A 16,884-nucleotide genomic window follows, 5' to 3' on the forward strand; every position below is an offset into this window, starting at 1 on the left:
GTACAAAAATGCTTCCAAGAACTGCTGGAGGCTTCGAAATATGTTTGCGTATTGGGGAAAAATTTTGAGAGTGAACTTGACGAACGGAACCATTAAGGAAGAGCACTTTGACGAGGAGTTCGCGAAGAAGTGGCTGGGCACGAGAGGTTTCGGCATTTACTACCTCCTCAAGGAGATGGACGCCACCGCGGACCCGCTGAGCCCGGAGAATAAGATTATATACGCCACCGGCCCGCTGACTGGCACAACCGCGCCCACCGGCGGAAGGTACATGGTTATCACCAAGAGCCCGCTGACCGGTTACATCGCCATGGCAAACTCCGGCGGCTTCTTCGGTGCGGAGCTGAAGTTTGCCGGCTGGGACGCCATCATAGTTGAGGGCGCCTCCGACCACCCGGTTTATCTGTACATCAACGACGAGAGTGTCGAGCTTAGAGATGCGAGTCATCTCTGGGGCAAAACCTCGAGCGAGACTGAGGAGGCCCTTAAGGAGGAGATCGGCGACAAGCGCATCAGGATAGCGCTGATAGGCCCTGCCGGTGAAAACCTCGTGAGGTTCTCGGCCGTTATGAACGACGAGCACCGTGCCGCCGCCAGGGGTGGCGTTGGAGCCGTCATGGGCAGCAAGAAGCTCAAGGCGATAGTAGTCCGCGGCCACAAGCGCGTTGAGGTCGCCGACAGGGCGAAGTTCACGAGCGTCGTCAAGGAGAAGACCGACAAGCTGAGGAACGACCCCGTTGCCGGTGGCGGTCTGCCGAAGTACGGAACGGCAGTTCTCGTCAACATCATCAACCAGAACGGCCTGTATCCGACGAGAAACTTCCAGTACAGCCAGTTTGAGTACGCGGAGGAGCAGAGCGGTGAGGCCATGACCGCGAAGTACCTCATCAGGAACAAGCCGTGTTACGCCTGTCCGATCGGCTGTGGAAGGGTCAACAAGCTCCCAACCCTCGGAATAACCGAAGGGCCAGAGTATGAGAGCATCTGGGCGCTTGGAGCACACAACGGCATAAACGACCTTGCGAGCATAATCCACGCCAACCACATGGCGGACGAGTACGGTCTGGACACCATAAGCCTCGGTGGAACCCTCGCAACGGCCATGGAGCTCTATGAGAAGGGTATTCTCAAGCAGGAAGACCTCGGAGAGGAGGCTCCCCCGTTCAGGTGGAGCAACAGCGAGGTTCTCCACTACTACATCGAGAAGATCGCCAAGAGGGAGGGCTTCGGTGACAAGCTGGCTGAAGGCGGCTACCGCCTCGCCGAGATGTACGGCCACACCGAGTACTTCATGGGCGTCAAGAAGCAGGAGCTTCCGGCTTACGACCCGCGCGGAGCTGAAGGCCACGGCCTCGGTTACGCCACCAACAACCGTGGCGGCTGTCACATCAAGCAGTACATGATCAGCCCCGAGATTCTCGGTTACCCGTACAAGATGGATCCGCACGACATCGGCGACGAGAAGGTCAAGATGGTCATCCTCTTCCAAGACTTAACCGCTTTGATAGACGCCGCGGGAATGTGCGTCTTCACGACCTTCGGTCTCGGGGCGGACGACTACCGCGACCTGCTGAACGCGGCTATGGGCTGGGACCTCTCGACCGAGGACTACCTAAAGATAGGCGAGCGCATCTGGAACGCCGAGAGGCTCTTCAACCTGAAGGCAGGCCTCGACCCGCTCAAGGAGGACACCCTGCCGAAGAGACTCCTCGAGGAGCCCGTCAGGAACGGTCCGAACAAGGGGCACGTCGTCAGACTGCACCTGATGCTTCCGAAGTACTACAAGTTCCGCGGCTGGACCGAGGACGGAAAGATAACCGAGGAGAAGATGAAGGAACTCGGAATCGAAGAATTCTGATTCCTATTTTCTTACCTTTTCTGCCATTTTCTTCACCCTGGATAGCACGAACTCCCTGAGGAAGCGCTCGTCGAACCCCGTCTTCCTGCCGTCGAGGTAGGCGCTGTATATCCTCACGGCGTCCTCGTCCCTGAGTTTCCGCAGGGTGCTCAGCACGTCCTCCTTCGTGAGGCTGGAGCCGTTCAGAAAGGCCATCAACCTTGCCGTTTCGCCGGCCAGGATGTGGAGCATCTTCCGGTTCCCCGAAAAGCGCTCGAGGTTTCTCAAAATGCACTCCAGCCTTCCAGGGAGGAGTTCGTCCAAGGGGTACTCCGGAATGATGTCAACCACGTCCTCCCCGAGCAGGACAACGTGATTTTCTCTGAAATCCCGCTGGTAGACCGTCAGAAACTTGTAGGGATAGCCCAAGTTGATGGGGTCGCTTAGATTTGAGAGCCATTCCCAGGCGACGTCAACCTCCACCGGGTTGAGGGACGATGAGCACTCCTCGAGAACCGGCTTTATCTCCAGGAGAACGGACTCCGGGTCGGTTCCGTCCTCAAGGACCACAAAGAAGTCCACGTCGCTCGTTCCAGGAACGAAGTCGCCCCTAACGAGGGAACCGTACAGAATGAGGGAATGGAGGCCGGAGACCCGGCCGAGCTTCTCCCGTATGCAGTCCGCGAGCCTTTTGGCCCTCATGTGGTCGAGGCCTCTTCGTCGTTGTAGAGCTCGTCGCCGACCGTAATCCTCTCCTCGAAGCCCTTCGAGCCCTCGAGGGTCTGAATCCTGAACATGTAGCTCTTGTACCAGTTGTATGACGGCTTGACCTTGACCGGCAGGAGCTTCCAGGCTCTGGTTTCCTCCTCGTAGCCCCAGTTGACGTACTCGTTGAAGTTCCTGATGATGTCGGTGATGACGACCCCGAACTCGTTGATGAGGACCTTCTGGATCTCCTTCCACTTGTCGAGAGAGCTCTCGCGCCTCGTTATGCCGAAGTAGCCGGCACAGCCGGGCCCTTTGAGGGTCGCTATTCCCCTGCCGACGAACGCCCTTATGGCGTCAACCGTCTCGGGCGGGTCGGTGATGAAGGTGTCGAACTTGTGGAGCGCGTAGTCCGGGAGCGGCTCCCTCAAATCGAAGGTGAACATCTCGATGTTCTCGTAGCCGAGCTCGTCGGCGGTCTTCTCGATGAACTTCACGAGGCGCTCGTCTATGTCGAGGACCGCTATCCTCTTGGGAAGGCCGCTGAGCATGAGGGCTATGCTGGTCAGATCGTCGTCGCCAAGGACGAAGACCTCCTTGTTCTCAAGGTCCCCGCGCGTGTGCATGAGGGCTATCCTGGCGACGGTGGTCTCGGGGGTAACGTAGGCCTGGTCGAAGTCGTGCTTGGGCTGCGGGCGGTCTTTGACTATCTCCTTGAACTGCTCAAGGAGGTCGCTGAACGCTGAAAGCTCGACGGTCTTGCCCTCGCAGTGGGAGCAGGTGTAGTCCTTCCTGGCGCCTATTCCATACTTCTCCACCAGCTTCCTGCCGCTCTGGGTGAGGACGACGCTCGGGCCGTCGAAGGCCACGTAGCCGAGCTCATGGAGTGCAGTGACAACGGCAACGACGAGCGGGAGCGGCTCCTCGCTGAGGTCAACGATTCTCCAGACGTCTCCACTCGCCTGGATGGCGCTCAGAACGTTCTCGACGGTTCTCTCGTAAACGGGGATGCTCGTCTTCTCCCTAACCTTTTCCACTATCTCCCTCATCGCAAGCACCTCCAGAAGCATTTTAGGTTCGTGAACGGGGTTAGGGTGGGTCTCTTTTAAGGTTTTCCCAGCGGCAAGTTTAATAAGTGGGGCGTTTAGTGGCCTTCGATGATAAAGCCAGTGGGAGACGAGTTCGTCAAGCGCTACCGCCTCGAGTACAACCTAGAGGCCCTTGAGAGGGTTAGAGGGGAAATCGGCGAAGAAGCTTACTCCCGCCTGAAGGCCTTGATAGAATACCGACTGAGCGGGAAGGACTTCGACCGCTCTCCGGTCGGCGTTAAGATGGCCCTGGCCTTCTCCGCTGGTTCCGACAGCACGGCCGCGCTCAAAATACTCCGCTGGGCGGGCTTTGAGGTGGTGCCCGTAACGGTCAGGCTTCCCCAGATGAACGAGGCGGTCGTAGAGAGGGCAGAGCGGCTGGGGGCTGTCTTCGTCGAGGTTCCCGGATACCTTGAGGTCATCACCGCCCAGATGGAGAAGGGCGCGCCGATCTGCGGCAAGTGCCACTCGATGGTAATGGCCGCCGTGGAGGGGTACGCGAAGGAAAACGGGATAAAAATCCTCGCCAGCGGCGATCTGCTCAGCTCGGGCCTCATCTCGATCTACGAAACCGAGGAAATCATTATCTTGAACCTTCCAGCGTTCTTAGCCCTGGACAAGGCCGAGATAATCGAGATCATCGGGGGCAGATACGACCTCAAATTCGGCTGTCCCATCCTCTGGGAGACATTCAGGAAAGCACCGAGCGTAAAGCGCTTCGCCATGCAGAGGATTCTCCGGGAGCTCCGCGCCAGGGCAATAACCCCCGAGATGGCCGAGGCGCTGATACTGGACGTGCTGTCCAGATAGTTACTCATTTCTGACCCAAAAGGTTTAAATCTGTCATCCGGAACTTCACCCAGGTGGTGAATAATGGTCACGAAAGAGGAAGTTGAGAACGTCGTTAAAGCTATCGTTGACGAGAAGTTCGTAAAATCCGTTGAGGTGAACGAGAAAGGGGACGTAGCCGTCACCCTCGCGAAGGACACCCCGAACATCGACGACGTGCTGATAAGGCTCAACGCGAAGCTCGGAAAGCTTGAAGGGGTGGGCACTATAACGATAAACCGCGAGAGGGAGATGAAGGTCGAAGAGAACGCCGAGCTGAGCGAGGAGCTTGTCCTTGAGAAGCTCAAGGAGGTCATAGACCCCGAAATCGGCATCGATGTCGTCAACCTCGGCCTCATATACGAGGTAAAGGTCAGGCCGGATAAAACCGTGTACGTGAAGATGACGATGACGACCCCGGGCTGTCCGCTCACGATGTGGATTCTTCGCGCCGTTGAGGACAAGGTTCTCGAAATCCCCGGCGTTAAGGACGCCGAAATCGAGCTAACCTTCGACCCGCCCTGGACGCCCGACAGAATCAGCCCGGAGTACAAGAAGAGACTTGGACTCTACTGACCCATTCTGTCAATTTTTGTTCATCAACGGGCGGTTTGCTCCCCTTTTCCACGTATTTTCGTCTTTCGGAGTCCTTTCCTCGACGAAAAGTTTATATTCGCCTGGGTTCATCTAACTCCGGTGATGTTCCCATGGCTTGGAAGGTTAGGGTTGACCAGGACGTTTGTATCGGAGATGCCATCTGTGCCAGCCTCTGCCCGGACATCTTCGAGATGAACGATGAGGGCAAGAGCGTTGTCATCGTCGAGGTTATCGAGGACGAGAACCTCTACAACTGCGCCGTCGAGGCCGCTGAGGCCTGCCCGGTCAGCTGCATTTACGTCGAGGAGGCCTGAAGCCTCTTCTTTTTCCCCTTCATTGGGCTCGCTTTTCTGAAAGTCCTGGAAGATTTAAAAGAAGAGGAAGTCACTCCAGGCCAAGTCCAAACTTCTCGGCCTGCTCGAGCACGTACTCCCTTATCTCCCTCGCCTTCGGCAGCTCCGCCACTATCTCTCCGTTCTCGATAAGCGGCCTGAGGAGCGGCTCAACCTTCGCCCCGCAGACCGGGCAGCGTTCGAGCTTTTTGCCCGCTGGAACGCGGTGGTAGTGGCCGTTCTCGCAGCGGTATATCTGCTTCCTTCCGCTGAGCTTGCCGCGCTTCGTTATCGGCTTCCCCTCTATCTCAACTATGTCGAGCGAGAAGTCAACGGGCTTGGCGCTCGCTATCGAGCCGCCAACGCCGAAGGCATCCGCAACGTCCACTATCTCCCTTATACTCTCCTCGTCGAGACCGCCGCTCACGAAGATTTTGACGTTCTCATGACCCCTGAGGTCGAGCTCCCAGCGGACCTCCTCGATTATCCTCCTGAAGTTGCCCCTCCTGGAGCTCGGGGTGTCGAGCCTGACCGCGGTGAGCCTCTCGCCCAGGGCTTCTGCAGCCATCAGGGCCTCGAACTTCTCGTCACAGAGCGTATCCACCAAAGCGGTTCTCGGAACCTCGGGCTCAATGACCTCGTCGAAGTACTTCCAGGCTTTCACCTGGTCGCCAACGACGAGGATGAGCGCGTGGGGCATCGTGCCGACGGGCTTCTCCCCCATCATCTCAGCACCCAGAACGCCGCTGACACCGTCGCAGCCGCCTATGAATGCCGAGCGGTCTATCATCGGCGCTATTGCCGGATGCATGTGCCTTATGCCGAAGGAGTAGACAGGTTTGAAGTCCGCCGCTATCTTCGTTCTGAGTGCGGCGGTGGCTATTCCCGTGGCCTGGCTGAGCATTCCCAGCAAAGCGGTCTCGTAGATTCCAAACTCCTTGTAATAGCCCTCTACCTGGAGGACGGGCTCGTAGGGGTGGAATATCGTTCCCTCCGGCATCGCATAGACGTTTATGGGGAGCCCCTCAAGGAGCTTTGCGACCTCTTCAATACCAGCCAGAACCCCCCACTTCCAGCCCTTCGGAAGGGAAGTCGTTGTCACGTCGGCGAAAACCTTCCTGTGGATGCCCTTCTCGACGAGTATCTTCTTCGTCCTGATGAAGTAAACGTCAGTGGTCTTTCCGGCTTTGATATCCTCCTCGTGGGCGATGTAGAAGTCTCTCATTTCTCCTCACCTGATAGGGAGTTCTCGCCATCCGATTTAAGGCTTTCCGGGAAAAGGCTTATAAGACTAAAAACCGACCGGTCGGTAGGTGAAATAATGAAGGTCTGCATAGTCTACGACTCCAAGAGGGGCTCGACCGAGAGGGTGGCGCGGGCGATGGAAATGGCCCTCCGGGAGAGAGGCTTCGAAGCCCGTGCATGGAACGCGGGGCAGAATCCGGACGTTGATGACTGCGACCTCGTGGTCATCGGGGCGCCCATCTACTACGAACGTCCCCTACCGGGAATCGGGAGGTTCATCGCATCGAAGAACGGCCTGAAAGGAAAGAAGGTCGCGGTCTTCATACTCTGCATAGCCGACAGGTTCGGGAAGCTCGGTAGGAGATACACCGAGCGGAGGTACCTCAGGATGATGACCGAGCCCATCAAGGGGAGGATAATCGCCGCCCGGGTCTTCGACGGCTGGATACTGGGTGAGAACGAAGGGACGATAGACGAAGCCAGGGGCTGGATAATGCGGGTCGTTGAGGCCTTCGAAGATGGAAGAGGGCTCGGAATCGAGCATCCGGGGTGATGGGGATGAAGGGAGAGGAAACCAGGAGAAGGATAGTGGAATCTGCCCTCGAACTGTTCAGTGAGAAGTCCTACCACGACGTCTCCATGGAGGAGATAGCGAAAAAAGCAGGCCTCTCAAAGGGCGGCCTCTTCCACCACTTCCCGAGCAAGTACGACCTCGCCAGAACCGTCCTGTTCACGCTCCTCGACGAGTGGCTGGAGAACCTCACGGCGAGGCTGGAGGGACTCTCGGGCAGGGAGAAGCTTGAAACCCTCGTGGATGCGGCGTTTGAGCTGATAACGACCAGTCCAAAGCTTTCACGCTTTTTCCTGGAGCTGTATGAGGAGAGCCTGAGACTGAACAAAACCGCCGACTGGGACGAGTTCTACGGGCGGTACCTAGGCTCTGTGTCCAGCATTCTCAGGGATGCGGGCGCGAGGGATCCGGAGAAGAAGGCCCTGCTCCTGGGGGCGCTGGTGGACGGCCTCGCCCTTCACCACCTCCTCTCGGGGGGGAAGCTCTTCGAAGTCGAGGACATGAAGGAAGAGGTTCTGAGGATTATGGAGGGATGAGTTTATGGAAAGGCCTCTGGGCGATCTCATCTCCCTGGAGGGGAGGAAAGCCCTGATAACAGGCGCGGCATCGGGAATAGGCCGCGCGACGGCGCTTCGCTTCGCCGAGGCTGGGGCAGACCTGGAACTCGTGGATATAGACGAGTTTGGGCTGAGGGAGACCAAGTCGCTCGCCGAGGAGTTCGGCGTCGAGGTCGGTATTCACCGCGTTGACCTCTCGAAGAAGATTGAGGTGGACGCGCTCTGGGAGGCCCTGAGGGGCAGGGAGCCAGATATCCTGGTTAACAACGCCGGTGTATACTGGTTCAAGGACTTCACGGAGGTCGACGAGGGGTTCTACGAGAGGGTCATGGCGATAAACCTTGACTCCGTCTTCTGGATGTGTCAGCACTTCGTCAGGGCAAGGAAGGACAGGGGAGGCGTGATAATCAACGTGAGCTCGATAGAAGCTTTTCTCCCCTTTGCCAAGGGTCTTGCCCACTACGACGCGGCCAAGCTTGGCGTGGTTGCCCTCACCAGGGCGATAGCCAGGGACTACGGCAAGAAAATCCGGGCCAACGTAGTGGTTCCGGGGGGCATAGAGACAGAGGGCGTGAAGAGGCTCAAGAAGGAGGCGATAATGAAGTTCGACATGGAGAAGATAAGCATCTCGTTCAACTTCAACGCGCGCCTCCCGATGGGCCGCTTCGGCCAGCCGGATGAGGTAGCCAGGGTCATGCTGTTCCTGGCGAGCGACCTGGCGAGCTACGTCAACGGGGCGGTGATTCCAGTTGATGGTGGGTTCCTCTCAACCTAACCTGAAGGGCAGCTCGACGCTTTCTCCGCTTTCCCTTTTATGAAGCTCCCGCCTGTAGGCCTCCAGTGGTTTGTCCTCAACCTTCAGGTAAGCGGCGAACGTCTTTGGAGTTTCCTCCAGCTCATCGAAGAACTCCGGATAGCGTTTGTCCCTGATGATGTGGTGGTCGAGTATTACCTCAGCCCCCGTTTCGCGGATTATCTCGTTGAGGTTCTTGATGCCAGTTTCCCAGCTGCCCTCGGCGCGTTTTCCGAGGTAGGTCGGCGGGCCACCTGTGATGAGCAGGTCCGGATTCTTCTCCACTATCCATTCAACGGCCTTCCTGTTGAGGAGCTGAATGTCGCTGGCGTGGATTAAGCGGAAGCCGTCGTCAATCATGACCATGACAACGAAACCAAGCTTCGAACCCTCGCTTCCGTGAGGAACAGCAGGGGAGAACTCCAGCGTAACGCCGCCGAGGTCGAAGCTCCCCCCGTCCGCGAACTCTATCCTCTCCGCTATCGGCTCGGCGTTCTTCATGAAGGCCCAAGCGCGCTTCCTCTGGCTGAAGTTGATGTTCTCCCTCGGGTGTTTTATGAGGAGGAGCTTTCCGGAGTAGATTTCTCCCGCGTATTCCTCGCTGGAGCTCTCGTAGAGGCCCTCGAAGAAAGGCGTGTGGTGATCGTAGTGGTAGTGGGAGATGGTGACAACGTCCGCCCTTCGGGCGTAGCCCTGAAGCTTGCGGCGCATCCTGTGAAGAGTCTCTATCTCGACCCTTGCGGGAGGAAGGCCGTAGCGCTTAGGGCCGAGGGCAACGCCGGGGTCTATGAGGGCTTTTATCCCGGATGCTTCAACGAAGGTTGCCAGGCTCCTCACGCCAAGGCTTTCGGAGGCGAGTGGAATGATCCTCATGATTCTCCCCATGTTAGACTTCCATGCTAAACCTTAATAAGTCCTGCCCGTTAGTGGAAGTTGACCGATGAAGAGTGTCATCCCTCCTGATGCCAAGATGATGACATTATCCCCACCTGAGGTGGTTTCATGCTTGGATTCTTCAAGAAAAAGAAGAAGGAAACCTACGGCCCGCTCGTCTACCTGAGCGAGCCGACGATACTCTACCACACCCACACCGAGCGGGCGCTCCTTGAGATACTCGAGGAAAAGCTCGGCTCCAACAACTTTGTAATCCCCTCCGACTACGGCCTCAGAACCACCGACCACCTGATACCAGAGGCCGAGATATTCGTGGCGATAGCCATAGTCGGCAAGTTCACTTCCCTGGTCGTCAGGGAGATTGAGATAGCCAGGAAACACGGGAAGAAGATCTACACCCTAGACGTGGCCAGAAAGGACGACGAGATACTCTACCTCTTCGAGGAGGGAATTCCAGAGAGGATCGAGTGGCTAACCCCGGAGGAAACCCAGAGCCTCTACGCGGCATTCCGCGGTGAGGACTTCTCGGGCTTCATGAAGTTCTTCGTGGGGGATAGAAAAAGGCAGTGGTAAAAAGAAAGGAATCATGCGTTGGCCTTTTTGTCCTTTATGTACTCGTCTATCGCCTTCGCGGCCTTCTTTCCGTCTCCCATCGCCAGGATAACCGTCGCCTCTCCCCTTATCGCGTCGCCACCGGCGAAGACTCCTGGGATACTGGTCATCAGGTTCTCGTCGACGATCAGCGTTCCGTCCGGGTTGGCCTTAAAGCCGCTGGCCTCAACGAGTATCTTGTTGGGCTCAAGGCCGATGGCTATGATGACGGTGTCGGCCTCTATCGTCACGTACTCGCCGGTTCCGACTATCTTCCTCTTTCCGCGCCTGTCCCTCTCCTCGAGCGGGCGCATCTTCTCGAACTTAACGGCCTTGACCTTGCCGTTCTCGTCGCCGATGAATTCGACCGGCGTGAGGAAGAACTCGAACTTGACGCCCTCCTCTTCGGCGTGGCCTATTTCCTCCACCCTGGCCGTCATATCCTCCCTCCCGCGGCGGTAGGCGATCGTAACCTCGGCGCCGAGCCTGAGCGCGGAGCGCGCCGCGTCCATGGCCGTGTTTCCGGCACCTATGACGATAACCTTCTTCCCAACGGCTATCGGCGTGTCGTACTCGGGGAACAGGTAGGCCTTCATGAGGTTGACCCTCGTCAGGAACTCGTTGGCGCTGTAAATCCTGTCGAGCAGGATTCCCGGTATGTTGAGCAGCTTGGGCGTTCCGGCGCCCGTTCCTATGAAAACGGCGTCGTACTCCTGAAGGAGCTCCTCGACGGTGACGGTCTTGCCGACGATGTAGTTGGTCTTCACCTCAACACCGAGCTTCTCGAGCTTCTCCAGCTCGGTCTTGAGGATGTCCTTCGGCAGCCTGAACTCGGGGATGCCGTACATGAGCACTCCACCGGCCTCGTGAAGGGCCTCGAAGATGGTAACCTTGTAGCCCATCTTCGCCAGCTCGAGGGCGCAGGTTAGGCCAGCGGGTCCGGCGCCGACGACGGCAACCCTGCCCTTCCCATCGGTCTCGGCTATGAACTCCTTGAGAAGCTCTTGGTCGATTCCCCTCTCGCGCGCGTAGTCGGCCACGAAGCGCTCGAGCTTTCCGATGTTTATCGGGTCTCCCACTTTGCCCATGACGCACGGGGCCTCACACTGGTCCTCCTGGGGGCAGACACGGCCCGTGACAGCGGGCAGGGTGTTGTCGTTCCAGATAACGCGCAGGGCGTTCTTGACGGCCTCGTCCGGATTGTCAGCGTTCTCGCGGAGGGCCTTCAGGAATCCCGGGATGTTGATGTGAACGGGACAGCCCTTGATACACGGGGCGTACTCCGGCGGACACTGTATGCAACGCTCCGCCTCCTTCAGCGCGGAGGCGAAGTCGTAACCGAGGTTGACCTCAACGAAGCTCTTAACGCGCTCCTCAACGGGCCTCTCGGGTGTGGGAACGCGCTCCTTGATGAGCTTTGGCTTCGCCATTCAGACCACCCCCCTGGACTCGAGGTAGTGCTTTTTGGCTATCTCCTGTTCGCGAACGAACCTGCTGTCACGCCTTATGACGTCGTCCCAGTCCACCTTGTGGGCGTCGAACATCGGCCCATCGCGGCAGGCGAACTTTATCTCGCCGTCGTAGAGTATCCTGCAGGAGCCGCACATGCCGGTTCCGTCCACCATTATCTGCCTGACGGTGACTATGGTCGGGATTCCGTACTCCCTGGTCAGCTCGGCGAGCTTCTTGAGCGAGCCCAGCTTTCCGCCGCCGAAGACTATGTCGACCTTGTCCTTCTCGATGAGCTCCTTCAGAACGTCGAGGTAGTGTCCCTTGATTCCACGCGAGCCGTCCTCCGTGGTGAGGTAGTACTCATCGGCGACGGGCTTTGCCAGGAACTTCTCGGGGTAGGAGTGGGCCCTGTCCTCGAAGGTCTGGATGGAGATCGTGTAGTTTCCGGCCTCTTTCATCGCCTTGAGGGTGGCGTAGTTCTCGGCCTGACCGCAGACGGCGTCGGAGACGAAGACGACGTTTCCGTAGTACTTGACCTCGATTGGCGTTCCGAGCGGGCCCGCGACCGCGTAGAGGGAATCGCCAACGTCGAAGTTGTCCCAGAGGTCAAAGCTGGTCTTTCCGTGCCTCCTGATGAACATTCCTATCCTTCCGGTCTCCCTGTCGGCGTAGTAAATGGACATTGGAATTCTCTCACCCTTCTTGTGTATCAGCAAAACAACGAACTGACCCGGCTTCCAGGCCCTTGCCACGTGCGGTGCCTCGACCTCCATAAAGAAATCCCTAACATCCAGTTCTTCTTTTGCAGTAATTCGGTACATGGATGAAACCTCCCGTGCTAGTGAACAGCTTTGTTCACCTTTAGTTCTGAACTTTAGGTTTATAACAGTTTTTTAAACCAAAGGTTTAGAACTCCTTTTCGCCCAAAACAAGGCCGGAGCGTCCCCCTTTAGAGCCCGATGAGGGCGTCTTTTGCTTTGGGAAGCCTTTTTAGCATGAGTGCGTAACTTCAATAGGTGATAGGAATGGTGGAGATACCGAAGAGCCACCCGCGCTACTGGAGCCTGTACTACAGGGAGAAGATCATCGAGGGAATGGAGAAGGGCATGACGGCCAAGGCCGGGCTGATAGCCCACGGCCGCGGTGAGGCCTTCGACTACCTCATAGGGGAAAGGACGATAGAGCCTGCCGAGAGGGCGATGAAAGCCGCCGTCGCTAAGCTAATCCTGGCGAAGCACCCAGTTATCTCGGTCAACGGCAACGTCGCGGCACTCGTTCCAAAGGAGACGATAGAGCTGGCAAAAGCGCTAAACGCCAAGCTCGAGATAAACCTATTCTACCGCACGGAAGAGCGCGTTAGGGCGATAGCGGAGGAGCTGAGGAAGCACGACCCCGATGTGGAGCTCCTGGGAATAAACCCCACGAAGCGCATCCCCGGCTTGGAGCACGAGCGCGGAAAGGTTGACGAGGAGGGCATATGGAAGGCCGACGTGGTGGTCGTCCCGCTGGAGGACGGCGACAGAACGGAGGCCCTCGTCAGAATGGGTAAGTTCGTGATCACCGTTGACCTCAACCCGCTTTCCCGCTCGGCGAGGATGGCGGACATAACGATAGTTGACAACATAGTCCGCGCGTATCCGAGAATGACTGAACTGGCCAGGGAGATGAAGGATTACAGCAGGGAGGAGCTTCTCGCGATACTGGAGGAATACGACAACGGAAAAACGCTGAGCGACGTACTCGCACACATACGGGATAGGTTAACCAGGCTAGCCCAGGGTGGGGTGTGGCGCAAGGAGAGGTTGGAGTGAGCTCATAGCTCCTTCTCAGTTTTTTCGACGAGCCTTCTGAGGCCGGTTATGAGCTCCGCCTCACTTGACGCGTGAGAGATGACCAGTGGGACTCTCTCGCGCTCGGCTAGCTTCACTGCAAGCTCATCGAGCTTCTTGACTCCGTGGAGAACCACAACGGCCGGTTTGAGCCCCTGAACACGGACCGCTATCATCGGGCTCCTTCCGGTGGTGACCTTGGTGAATATCAGCGCCCTCTCCGTCGTCCAGCCGTAGAGCTTGAGGAACTCCTCGCTGCTCATCTCGAGGATCGCTTTTATGCTGTCAACGACGGTGTAGCCGTATATGCGCCTGTCTATGAGGTGCATGTTGGCGACAACGTCCCCCTTTACGGCCCCGACCAGGTCCCTAATCGTGAGGGGCAGTGCGAACTCTCTGATGTCGAGTATCGCGCTCGTCGGAAGCTCGCTGCCGATGGTCTTGCTGAACGCCTTGATGACGTTTCCACCGCGACGCTCGTCGATCTCCAGGAGGGCCTCCACGAACTTCCTTATGGTCGACGCACCTGGACTCTTCCTCCTGCCGCCCTCGTAGTCGCTTATGACCGAAGAAGAGACGCCGAGGTATTCGGCGAGTTCTGTCTGACTGATTCCGAAGATTTCGCGCCATTTGCGCATTGTTTTGCCGGGGTCGGAGGAGAGGGTTATTTCTCCTGCGATTCTCTTGGCTAGGGCTTCTTTCTCCTTTTCAAGCATGTTGGTAAAATATTCGTCAATCGTTATAAGCTTTTCGGCAATTGCCTAACATCCCCGCCCTCAAGCTTAAAAACTCCTCGCCCTACGCTCCCCGGTGAGGCTCATGGCGATATACTTCATAGGACTCGGCCTTTACGACGAGAGGGACATCACGCTCAAAGGACTTGAAACCGCCAGAAAATGCGACCTGGTCTTCGCGGAATTTTATACCTCCCTCCTGGCGGGTACTACCCTGGATAAGGTGGAGGAGCTTATCGGGAAGCCCATCCGGCGGCTGAGCAGGGAGGAGGTTGAGCTCCATTTTGAGAGAATAGTCCTCAGCGAGGCCCGGGAGAAGGACGTGGCTTTTCTGACCGCCGGCGATCCGATGGTGGCGACGACGCATTCTGACCTCCGCATAAGGGCCAAGGAGCTCGGAATCGAGAGCTACGTCATCCACGCCCCGAGCATCTACTCTGCGATAGCGGTAACCGGACTGCAGATATACAAGTTCGGCAAGAGCGCAACCGTCGCCTACCCGGAGAAGAACTGGTTTCCAACGAGCCACTACGATGTAATAAAGGAGAATATGGAAAGAAACCTTCACACGATGCTCTTCCTCGACATAAAGGCCGAGCAGAACCGCTACATGACGGCCAACGAGGCAATGGAGATACTCCTCCAAGTGGAGGACATGAAGAAGGAAAACGTCTTCACCCCGAACACGCTGGTCGTGGTTCTGGCGAGGGCGGGCTCGCTGAACCCGACGCTCAGGGCCGGCTACGTTCGGGACATGATCCAGGAGGACTTCGGGAGACAGCCCCACGTGATGGTCGTTCCTGGCAGGCTCCACATAGTGGAGGCGGAGTACCTGGTGGCCTTCGCGGGGGCCCCAAAAGAGATACTCGACGGAATCTAGCGAAAGCTTTATATTTTCCCCTCCGCCCACTAATTCCGGGAAGGGCCCGTGGTCTAGCCTGGTTATGACGCCGCCCTCACACGGCGGAGGTCCGGGGTTCGAACCCCCGCGGGCCCACCACATCAACCCTTTCTAACGAAAGCGTTGACGGAAAGAGTGCGTGCAGTTCTAAAAAACACTTGTTTTCCAAGTGGTTTACTCTCCAATCAGTCATTTTACAGTGTTTCACTCTCCACAAGGCGTCCAGCGGGCGCCAGAATGAGAGTGAAACCTGATTAATGGCTTATTCTAAACTCAAACCCCCTTCACGGGCAAGTTTTAGAGCACGCGCTCTGATTCCTGCCAATCTGACGAAAAGAGGCTCTTTTGGTTAAGCTTCTTCAAAAGTTTGCCTTCAAGGTTCTTCGGGGGTGTGGGGGTAGCCCCCCGGAGGATTAAGGAGTAAGGAAGGTGGGGAAACGTAGTTTCCCAGGTTTTTAGAGAAGAACGGGGTTGTGGGGTGGAACCCCACTACGGGGGTTTGAGAGTACAGAGAGATAAGGGGGCAGAGCCCCCTTGTCTTTCGTTGTGGCGGGCCGGGCGGGATTTGAACCCGCGACCTTCGGCTCCGGAGGCCGACGCCCTGTCCTGACTAGGCCACCGGCCCACGCCCATAGGTATTCCCTGGGTGAATTTAAAAACCTAATCACCCAGACGGATGGACCATAATGTTCATCAAGGCATCGAAAAGCACAAAAACTTTTTAGCCTGGGCACCCTACATAGAACAGGACGAAGGAGGAATGAACCATGGAACCGCATGAATTCAAGCTCACCGAGGAGGGTATAAAGGCTGTTCTTCCACCCCTCGAAGCCGAGATAATGGAGCACATGTGGAAGGTCCAGGTTGCCACCGCCGGCCAGGTATACGAGTACATGAAGGTGAAGCACCCGGACATAAGGCGCTCCACCATAAGCATCCTCATGAACCGCCTGTGCGAGCGCGGCCTTCTCAAGAGGAGCGTTGAGAAAGGCAGGGGCGGAATGAGATACGTCTACTCCATAACGACAACCAGGGAGGAGTTCGAGGAGCGGGTCGTCCAGAGCATCCTAGACGCACTAATGACGAATTTCAAGGAGGCGACCTACGCGTACCTGTCCAAAATCAAGAAGTGATGAGAAATGCTGTTCATCATCGTGGCCCTCGAGGTCTTGCTGGCGGTGATAGCCCTAAGGGAGCTGGGCCTTAAGATAGCCATGGCTGCCTTCGGCTCCATAGTGCTCCTCTACTTCTGGGTCTCAACCAGGGACGTCAAGGGCAACTACGTAACCCTCCAGAGGAGCGAGATGCCTTGGCTCTACGACGGCATAGCCGAGATGGCCAGCAAGGCCGGAATCCCAATGCCCCGGATATACATCCTGGACGACTACATACCGAACGCGTACTCGTTCAAAAACACGATAGTACTCTCCCTCGGCCTCTTCGAGGTGCTCGACAGGGAGGAGATACTCGCAGTTGCTGCCCACGAGCTGGGCCACATAAAGAACGGTGACACCAAGGTATTCCCCGTACTGGCGTACGGCAGGTACCTGATGATGGTCTTCACGGGAGTACTGGTACTCCTTGCCCACAGGCCGAGCGTTACACTGGCGGCGCTGCTCCTCTACGCCCTCTACGAGGTCGCCAGGGCGAACTTCCTCAAGGGCAGGGAGTTCCTGGCGGATGAATCGGCACTCAGGCTGCTGGACGTGCCCATGAGTCTGAAGCATGCCCTGGAAGAGCTCAAGTACTACGAGGACCTCAGGGCCGATGTGAGGCTGAGCGCCGTGCCTAGCATAGAGCCGTCCATAGAGAGGCGCCAGAAGGTCCCGAGGATAGAAACCCACCCGAGCTACGATGAGAGGATATTCAGGATACTCGTCGAGATTCACGGCAACAACATGTTTAACCAGCGCATGATGCAGTGATGCCT

General features: G+C 57.2%; 19 protein-coding genes and 2 tRNA genes. 13 read left to right on the forward strand and 8 right to left on the reverse strand.

What is annotated here, in order from left to right; translation table 11 throughout:
- Positions 1-40: 40 nt before the first annotated feature.
- Entirely contained in the window at positions 41-1,858 is a 1,818-nt protein-coding gene (locus tag A3L10_RS06930; RefSeq protein ID WP_088866949.1) for an aldehyde ferredoxin oxidoreductase family protein, read from the forward strand.
- 3 nt (positions 1,859-1,861) lie between these two features.
- Here the strand turns inward: A3L10_RS06930 and A3L10_RS06935 are convergent, their stop codons facing one another.
- Together A3L10_RS06935 and bpsA are read right to left on the reverse strand one after the other, a co-directional pair.
- Positions 1,862-2,539 (reverse strand): nucleotidyltransferase domain-containing protein, encoded by a 678-nt coding sequence (locus A3L10_RS06935; RefSeq protein ID WP_088866950.1) that lies wholly within the window; start codon positions 2,537-2,539, stop codon positions 1,862-1,864.
- Positions 2,536-3,591, reverse strand: a complete 1,056-nt coding sequence (gene bpsA, locus A3L10_RS06940) for a N(4)-bis(aminopropyl)spermidine synthase (RefSeq protein WP_088866951.1) — start codon at positions 3,589-3,591, stop codon at positions 2,536-2,538. The genes A3L10_RS06935 and bpsA overlap by 4 nt, the downstream gene beginning before the upstream one ends.
- A 108-nt stretch (positions 3,592-3,699) precedes the next feature.
- Here bpsA and A3L10_RS06945 point away from each other — a divergent pair, with 108 nt between their 5' ends.
- The 3 genes from A3L10_RS06945 (at position 3,700) to A3L10_RS06955 (ending at position 5,369) form a co-directional block, all read left to right on the forward strand.
- Positions 3,700-4,440 carry an ATPase gene (locus tag A3L10_RS06945; protein ID WP_088866952.1) on the forward strand — a complete coding sequence of 247 codons (741 nt, stop codon included), beginning with the start codon at positions 3,700-3,702 and terminating at the stop codon, positions 4,438-4,440.
- A gap of 63 nt (positions 4,441-4,503) precedes the next feature.
- Complete coding sequence (locus tag A3L10_RS06950) at positions 4,504-5,034, forward strand: metal-sulfur cluster assembly factor (protein ID WP_088866953.1); 531 nt, start codon at positions 4,504-4,506, stop codon at positions 5,032-5,034.
- A 131-nt stretch (positions 5,035-5,165) separates the two neighbouring features.
- On the forward strand, positions 5,166-5,369 hold the full coding sequence (locus A3L10_RS06955; protein ID WP_014013325.1) for a ferredoxin: 204 nt from the start codon (positions 5,166-5,168) through the stop codon (positions 5,367-5,369).
- A gap of 70 nt (positions 5,370-5,439) precedes the next feature.
- On the opposite strand, the gene A3L10_RS06960 is transcribed toward A3L10_RS06955, so the two are convergent.
- The gene (locus tag A3L10_RS06960; protein ID WP_088866954.1) at positions 5,440-6,612 is read right to left on the reverse strand and encodes a nicotinate phosphoribosyltransferase; all 1,173 of its coding nucleotides are present in this window, start codon (positions 6,610-6,612) and stop codon (positions 5,440-5,442) included.
- A 96-nt stretch (positions 6,613-6,708) separates the two neighbouring features.
- On the opposite strand from A3L10_RS06960, the gene A3L10_RS06965 reads away from it, so the two are divergent.
- From A3L10_RS06965 to A3L10_RS06975, 3 genes are read left to right on the forward strand one after another with little or no spacing between them, the layout of a single operon-like run.
- Positions 6,709-7,185, forward strand: coding sequence for a flavodoxin domain-containing protein (locus A3L10_RS06965; protein WP_088866955.1), 477 nt, complete (start codon positions 6,709-6,711; stop codon positions 7,183-7,185).
- A complete protein-coding gene (locus A3L10_RS06970) occupies positions 7,185-7,739 on the forward strand; it encodes a TetR/AcrR family transcriptional regulator (RefSeq protein ID WP_088866956.1) in 555 nt (184 codons plus the stop codon). Before A3L10_RS06965 ends, A3L10_RS06970 begins: the two co-directional genes overlap by 1 nt.
- Positions 7,740-7,743: 4 nt before the next feature.
- The gene (locus A3L10_RS06975) at positions 7,744-8,535 is read left to right on the forward strand and encodes an SDR family NAD(P)-dependent oxidoreductase (protein ID WP_088866957.1); all 792 of its coding nucleotides are present in this window, start codon (positions 7,744-7,746) and stop codon (positions 8,533-8,535) included.
- On the opposite strand, the gene A3L10_RS06980 is transcribed toward A3L10_RS06975, so the two are convergent.
- Positions 8,527-9,426 carry an MBL fold metallo-hydrolase gene (locus A3L10_RS06980; RefSeq protein ID WP_088866958.1) on the reverse strand — a complete coding sequence of 300 codons (900 nt, stop codon included), beginning with the start codon at positions 9,424-9,426 and terminating at the stop codon, positions 8,527-8,529. The genes A3L10_RS06975 and A3L10_RS06980 overlap by 9 nt on opposite strands.
- 129 nt (positions 9,427-9,555) lie before the next feature.
- Between A3L10_RS06980 and A3L10_RS06985 the strand changes: the two genes are divergently transcribed.
- Positions 9,556-10,020 (forward strand): hypothetical protein, encoded by a 465-nt coding sequence (locus A3L10_RS06985; RefSeq protein ID WP_088866959.1) that lies wholly within the window; start codon positions 9,556-9,558, stop codon positions 10,018-10,020.
- 11 nt (positions 10,021-10,031) lie between these two features.
- Here the strand turns inward: A3L10_RS06985 and gltA are convergent, their stop codons facing one another.
- Together gltA and A3L10_RS06995 are read right to left on the reverse strand one after the other, a co-directional pair.
- The gene (gene gltA / locus A3L10_RS06990) at positions 10,032-11,468 is read right to left on the reverse strand and encodes an NADPH-dependent glutamate synthase (RefSeq protein ID WP_088866960.1); all 1,437 of its coding nucleotides are present in this window, start codon (positions 11,466-11,468) and stop codon (positions 10,032-10,034) included.
- On the reverse strand, positions 11,469-12,311 hold the full coding sequence (locus A3L10_RS06995) for a sulfide/dihydroorotate dehydrogenase-like FAD/NAD-binding protein (protein WP_088866961.1): 843 nt from the start codon (positions 12,309-12,311) through the stop codon (positions 11,469-11,471).
- Between the two features lie 204 nt (positions 12,312-12,515).
- Here A3L10_RS06995 and A3L10_RS07000 point away from each other — a divergent pair, with 204 nt between their 5' ends.
- Positions 12,516-13,301 (forward strand): 4-phosphopantoate--beta-alanine ligase, encoded by a 786-nt coding sequence (locus A3L10_RS07000; RefSeq protein WP_088866962.1) that lies wholly within the window; start codon positions 12,516-12,518, stop codon positions 13,299-13,301.
- A gap of 2 nt (positions 13,302-13,303) precedes the next feature.
- Here the strand turns inward: A3L10_RS07000 and A3L10_RS07005 are convergent, their stop codons facing one another.
- Positions 13,304-14,035, reverse strand: coding sequence for a helix-turn-helix domain-containing protein (locus tag A3L10_RS07005; RefSeq protein WP_088181115.1), 732 nt, complete (start codon positions 14,033-14,035; stop codon positions 13,304-13,306).
- A gap of 103 nt (positions 14,036-14,138) precedes the next feature.
- On the opposite strand from A3L10_RS07005, the gene dph5 reads away from it, so the two are divergent.
- Together dph5 and A3L10_RS07015 are read left to right on the forward strand one after the other, a co-directional pair.
- Complete coding sequence (gene dph5, locus A3L10_RS07010) at positions 14,139-14,933, forward strand: diphthine synthase (protein ID WP_088866963.1); 795 nt, start codon at positions 14,139-14,141, stop codon at positions 14,931-14,933.
- A gap of 42 nt (positions 14,934-14,975) precedes the next feature.
- Positions 14,976-15,053 (forward strand) — tRNA-Val (locus tag A3L10_RS07015).
- A 448-nt stretch (positions 15,054-15,501) separates the two neighbouring features.
- On the opposite strand, the gene A3L10_RS07020 is transcribed toward A3L10_RS07015, so the two are convergent.
- Positions 15,502-15,579: transfer RNA gene (locus A3L10_RS07020), tRNA-Arg, on the reverse strand.
- A gap of 142 nt (positions 15,580-15,721) precedes the next feature.
- Between A3L10_RS07020 and A3L10_RS07025 the strand changes: the two genes are divergently transcribed.
- Entirely contained in the window at positions 15,722-16,087 is a 366-nt protein-coding gene (locus tag A3L10_RS07025; RefSeq protein WP_088181112.1) for a BlaI/MecI/CopY family transcriptional regulator, read from the forward strand.
- A 6-nt stretch (positions 16,088-16,093) separates the two neighbouring features.
- Positions 16,094-16,879: a M48 family metallopeptidase gene (locus tag A3L10_RS07030; RefSeq protein WP_088866964.1), complete on the forward strand. Its 786-nt coding sequence runs from the start codon at positions 16,094-16,096 to the stop codon at positions 16,877-16,879.
- Positions 16,880-16,884: the final 5 nt, after the last annotated feature.

It is taken from the genome of Thermococcus radiotolerans (genome assembly GCF_002214565.1).
GTDB classification, from domain to species: Archaea; Methanobacteriota_B; Thermococci; order Thermococcales; family Thermococcaceae; genus Thermococcus; species Thermococcus radiotolerans.

What these genes read in the sequence shown, in the direction of transcription:
- A3L10_RS06945 (WP_088866952.1), top strand. Translation starts at nt 3,700, where the DNA reads ATGATAAAGCCAGTGGGAGACGAGTTCGTCAAGCGCTACCGCCTCGAG.
- A3L10_RS06930 (WP_088866949.1), top strand. Translation starts at nt 41, where the DNA reads ATGTTTGCGTATTGGGGAAAAATTTTGAGAGTGAACTTGACGAACGGA.
- gltA (WP_088866960.1), bottom strand. Translation starts at nt 11,468, where the DNA reads ATGGCGAAGCCAAAGCTCATCAAGGAGCGCGTTCCCACACCCGAGAGG.
- A3L10_RS06950 (WP_088866953.1), top strand. Translation starts at nt 4,504, where the DNA reads ATGGTCACGAAAGAGGAAGTTGAGAACGTCGTTAAAGCTATCGTTGAC.
- A3L10_RS06980 (WP_088866958.1), bottom strand. Translation starts at nt 9,426, where the DNA reads ATGAGGATCATTCCACTCGCCTCCGAAAGCCTTGGCGTGAGGAGCCTG.
- A3L10_RS06995 (WP_088866961.1), bottom strand. Translation starts at nt 12,311, where the DNA reads ATGTACCGAATTACTGCAAAAGAAGAACTGGATGTTAGGGATTTCTTT.
- A3L10_RS06975 (WP_088866957.1), top strand. Translation starts at nt 7,744, where the DNA reads ATGGAAAGGCCTCTGGGCGATCTCATCTCCCTGGAGGGGAGGAAAGCC.
- dph5 (WP_088866963.1), top strand. Translation starts at nt 14,139, where the DNA reads ATGGCGATATACTTCATAGGACTCGGCCTTTACGACGAGAGGGACATC.
- A3L10_RS06965 (WP_088866955.1), top strand. Translation starts at nt 6,709, where the DNA reads ATGAAGGTCTGCATAGTCTACGACTCCAAGAGGGGCTCGACCGAGAGG.
- A3L10_RS07030 (WP_088866964.1), top strand. Translation starts at nt 16,094, where the DNA reads ATGCTGTTCATCATCGTGGCCCTCGAGGTCTTGCTGGCGGTGATAGCC.
- A3L10_RS07025 (WP_088181112.1), top strand. Translation starts at nt 15,722, where the DNA reads ATGGAACCGCATGAATTCAAGCTCACCGAGGAGGGTATAAAGGCTGTT.
- A3L10_RS06970 (WP_088866956.1), top strand. Translation starts at nt 7,185, where the DNA reads ATGGGGATGAAGGGAGAGGAAACCAGGAGAAGGATAGTGGAATCTGCC.
- A3L10_RS06955 (WP_014013325.1), top strand. Translation starts at nt 5,166, where the DNA reads ATGGCTTGGAAGGTTAGGGTTGACCAGGACGTTTGTATCGGAGATGCC.
- A3L10_RS07005 (WP_088181115.1), bottom strand. Translation starts at nt 14,035, where the DNA reads ATGCTTGAAAAGGAGAAAGAAGCCCTAGCCAAGAGAATCGCAGGAGAA.
- A3L10_RS06960 (WP_088866954.1), bottom strand. Translation starts at nt 6,612, where the DNA reads ATGAGAGACTTCTACATCGCCCACGAGGAGGATATCAAAGCCGGAAAG.
- bpsA (WP_088866951.1), bottom strand. Translation starts at nt 3,591, where the DNA reads ATGAGGGAGATAGTGGAAAAGGTTAGGGAGAAGACGAGCATCCCCGTT.
- A3L10_RS06985 (WP_088866959.1), top strand. Translation starts at nt 9,556, where the DNA reads ATGCTTGGATTCTTCAAGAAAAAGAAGAAGGAAACCTACGGCCCGCTC.
- A3L10_RS06935 (WP_088866950.1), bottom strand. Translation starts at nt 2,539, where the DNA reads ATGAGGGCCAAAAGGCTCGCGGACTGCATACGGGAGAAGCTCGGCCGG.
- A3L10_RS07000 (WP_088866962.1), top strand. Translation starts at nt 12,516, where the DNA reads ATGGTGGAGATACCGAAGAGCCACCCGCGCTACTGGAGCCTGTACTAC.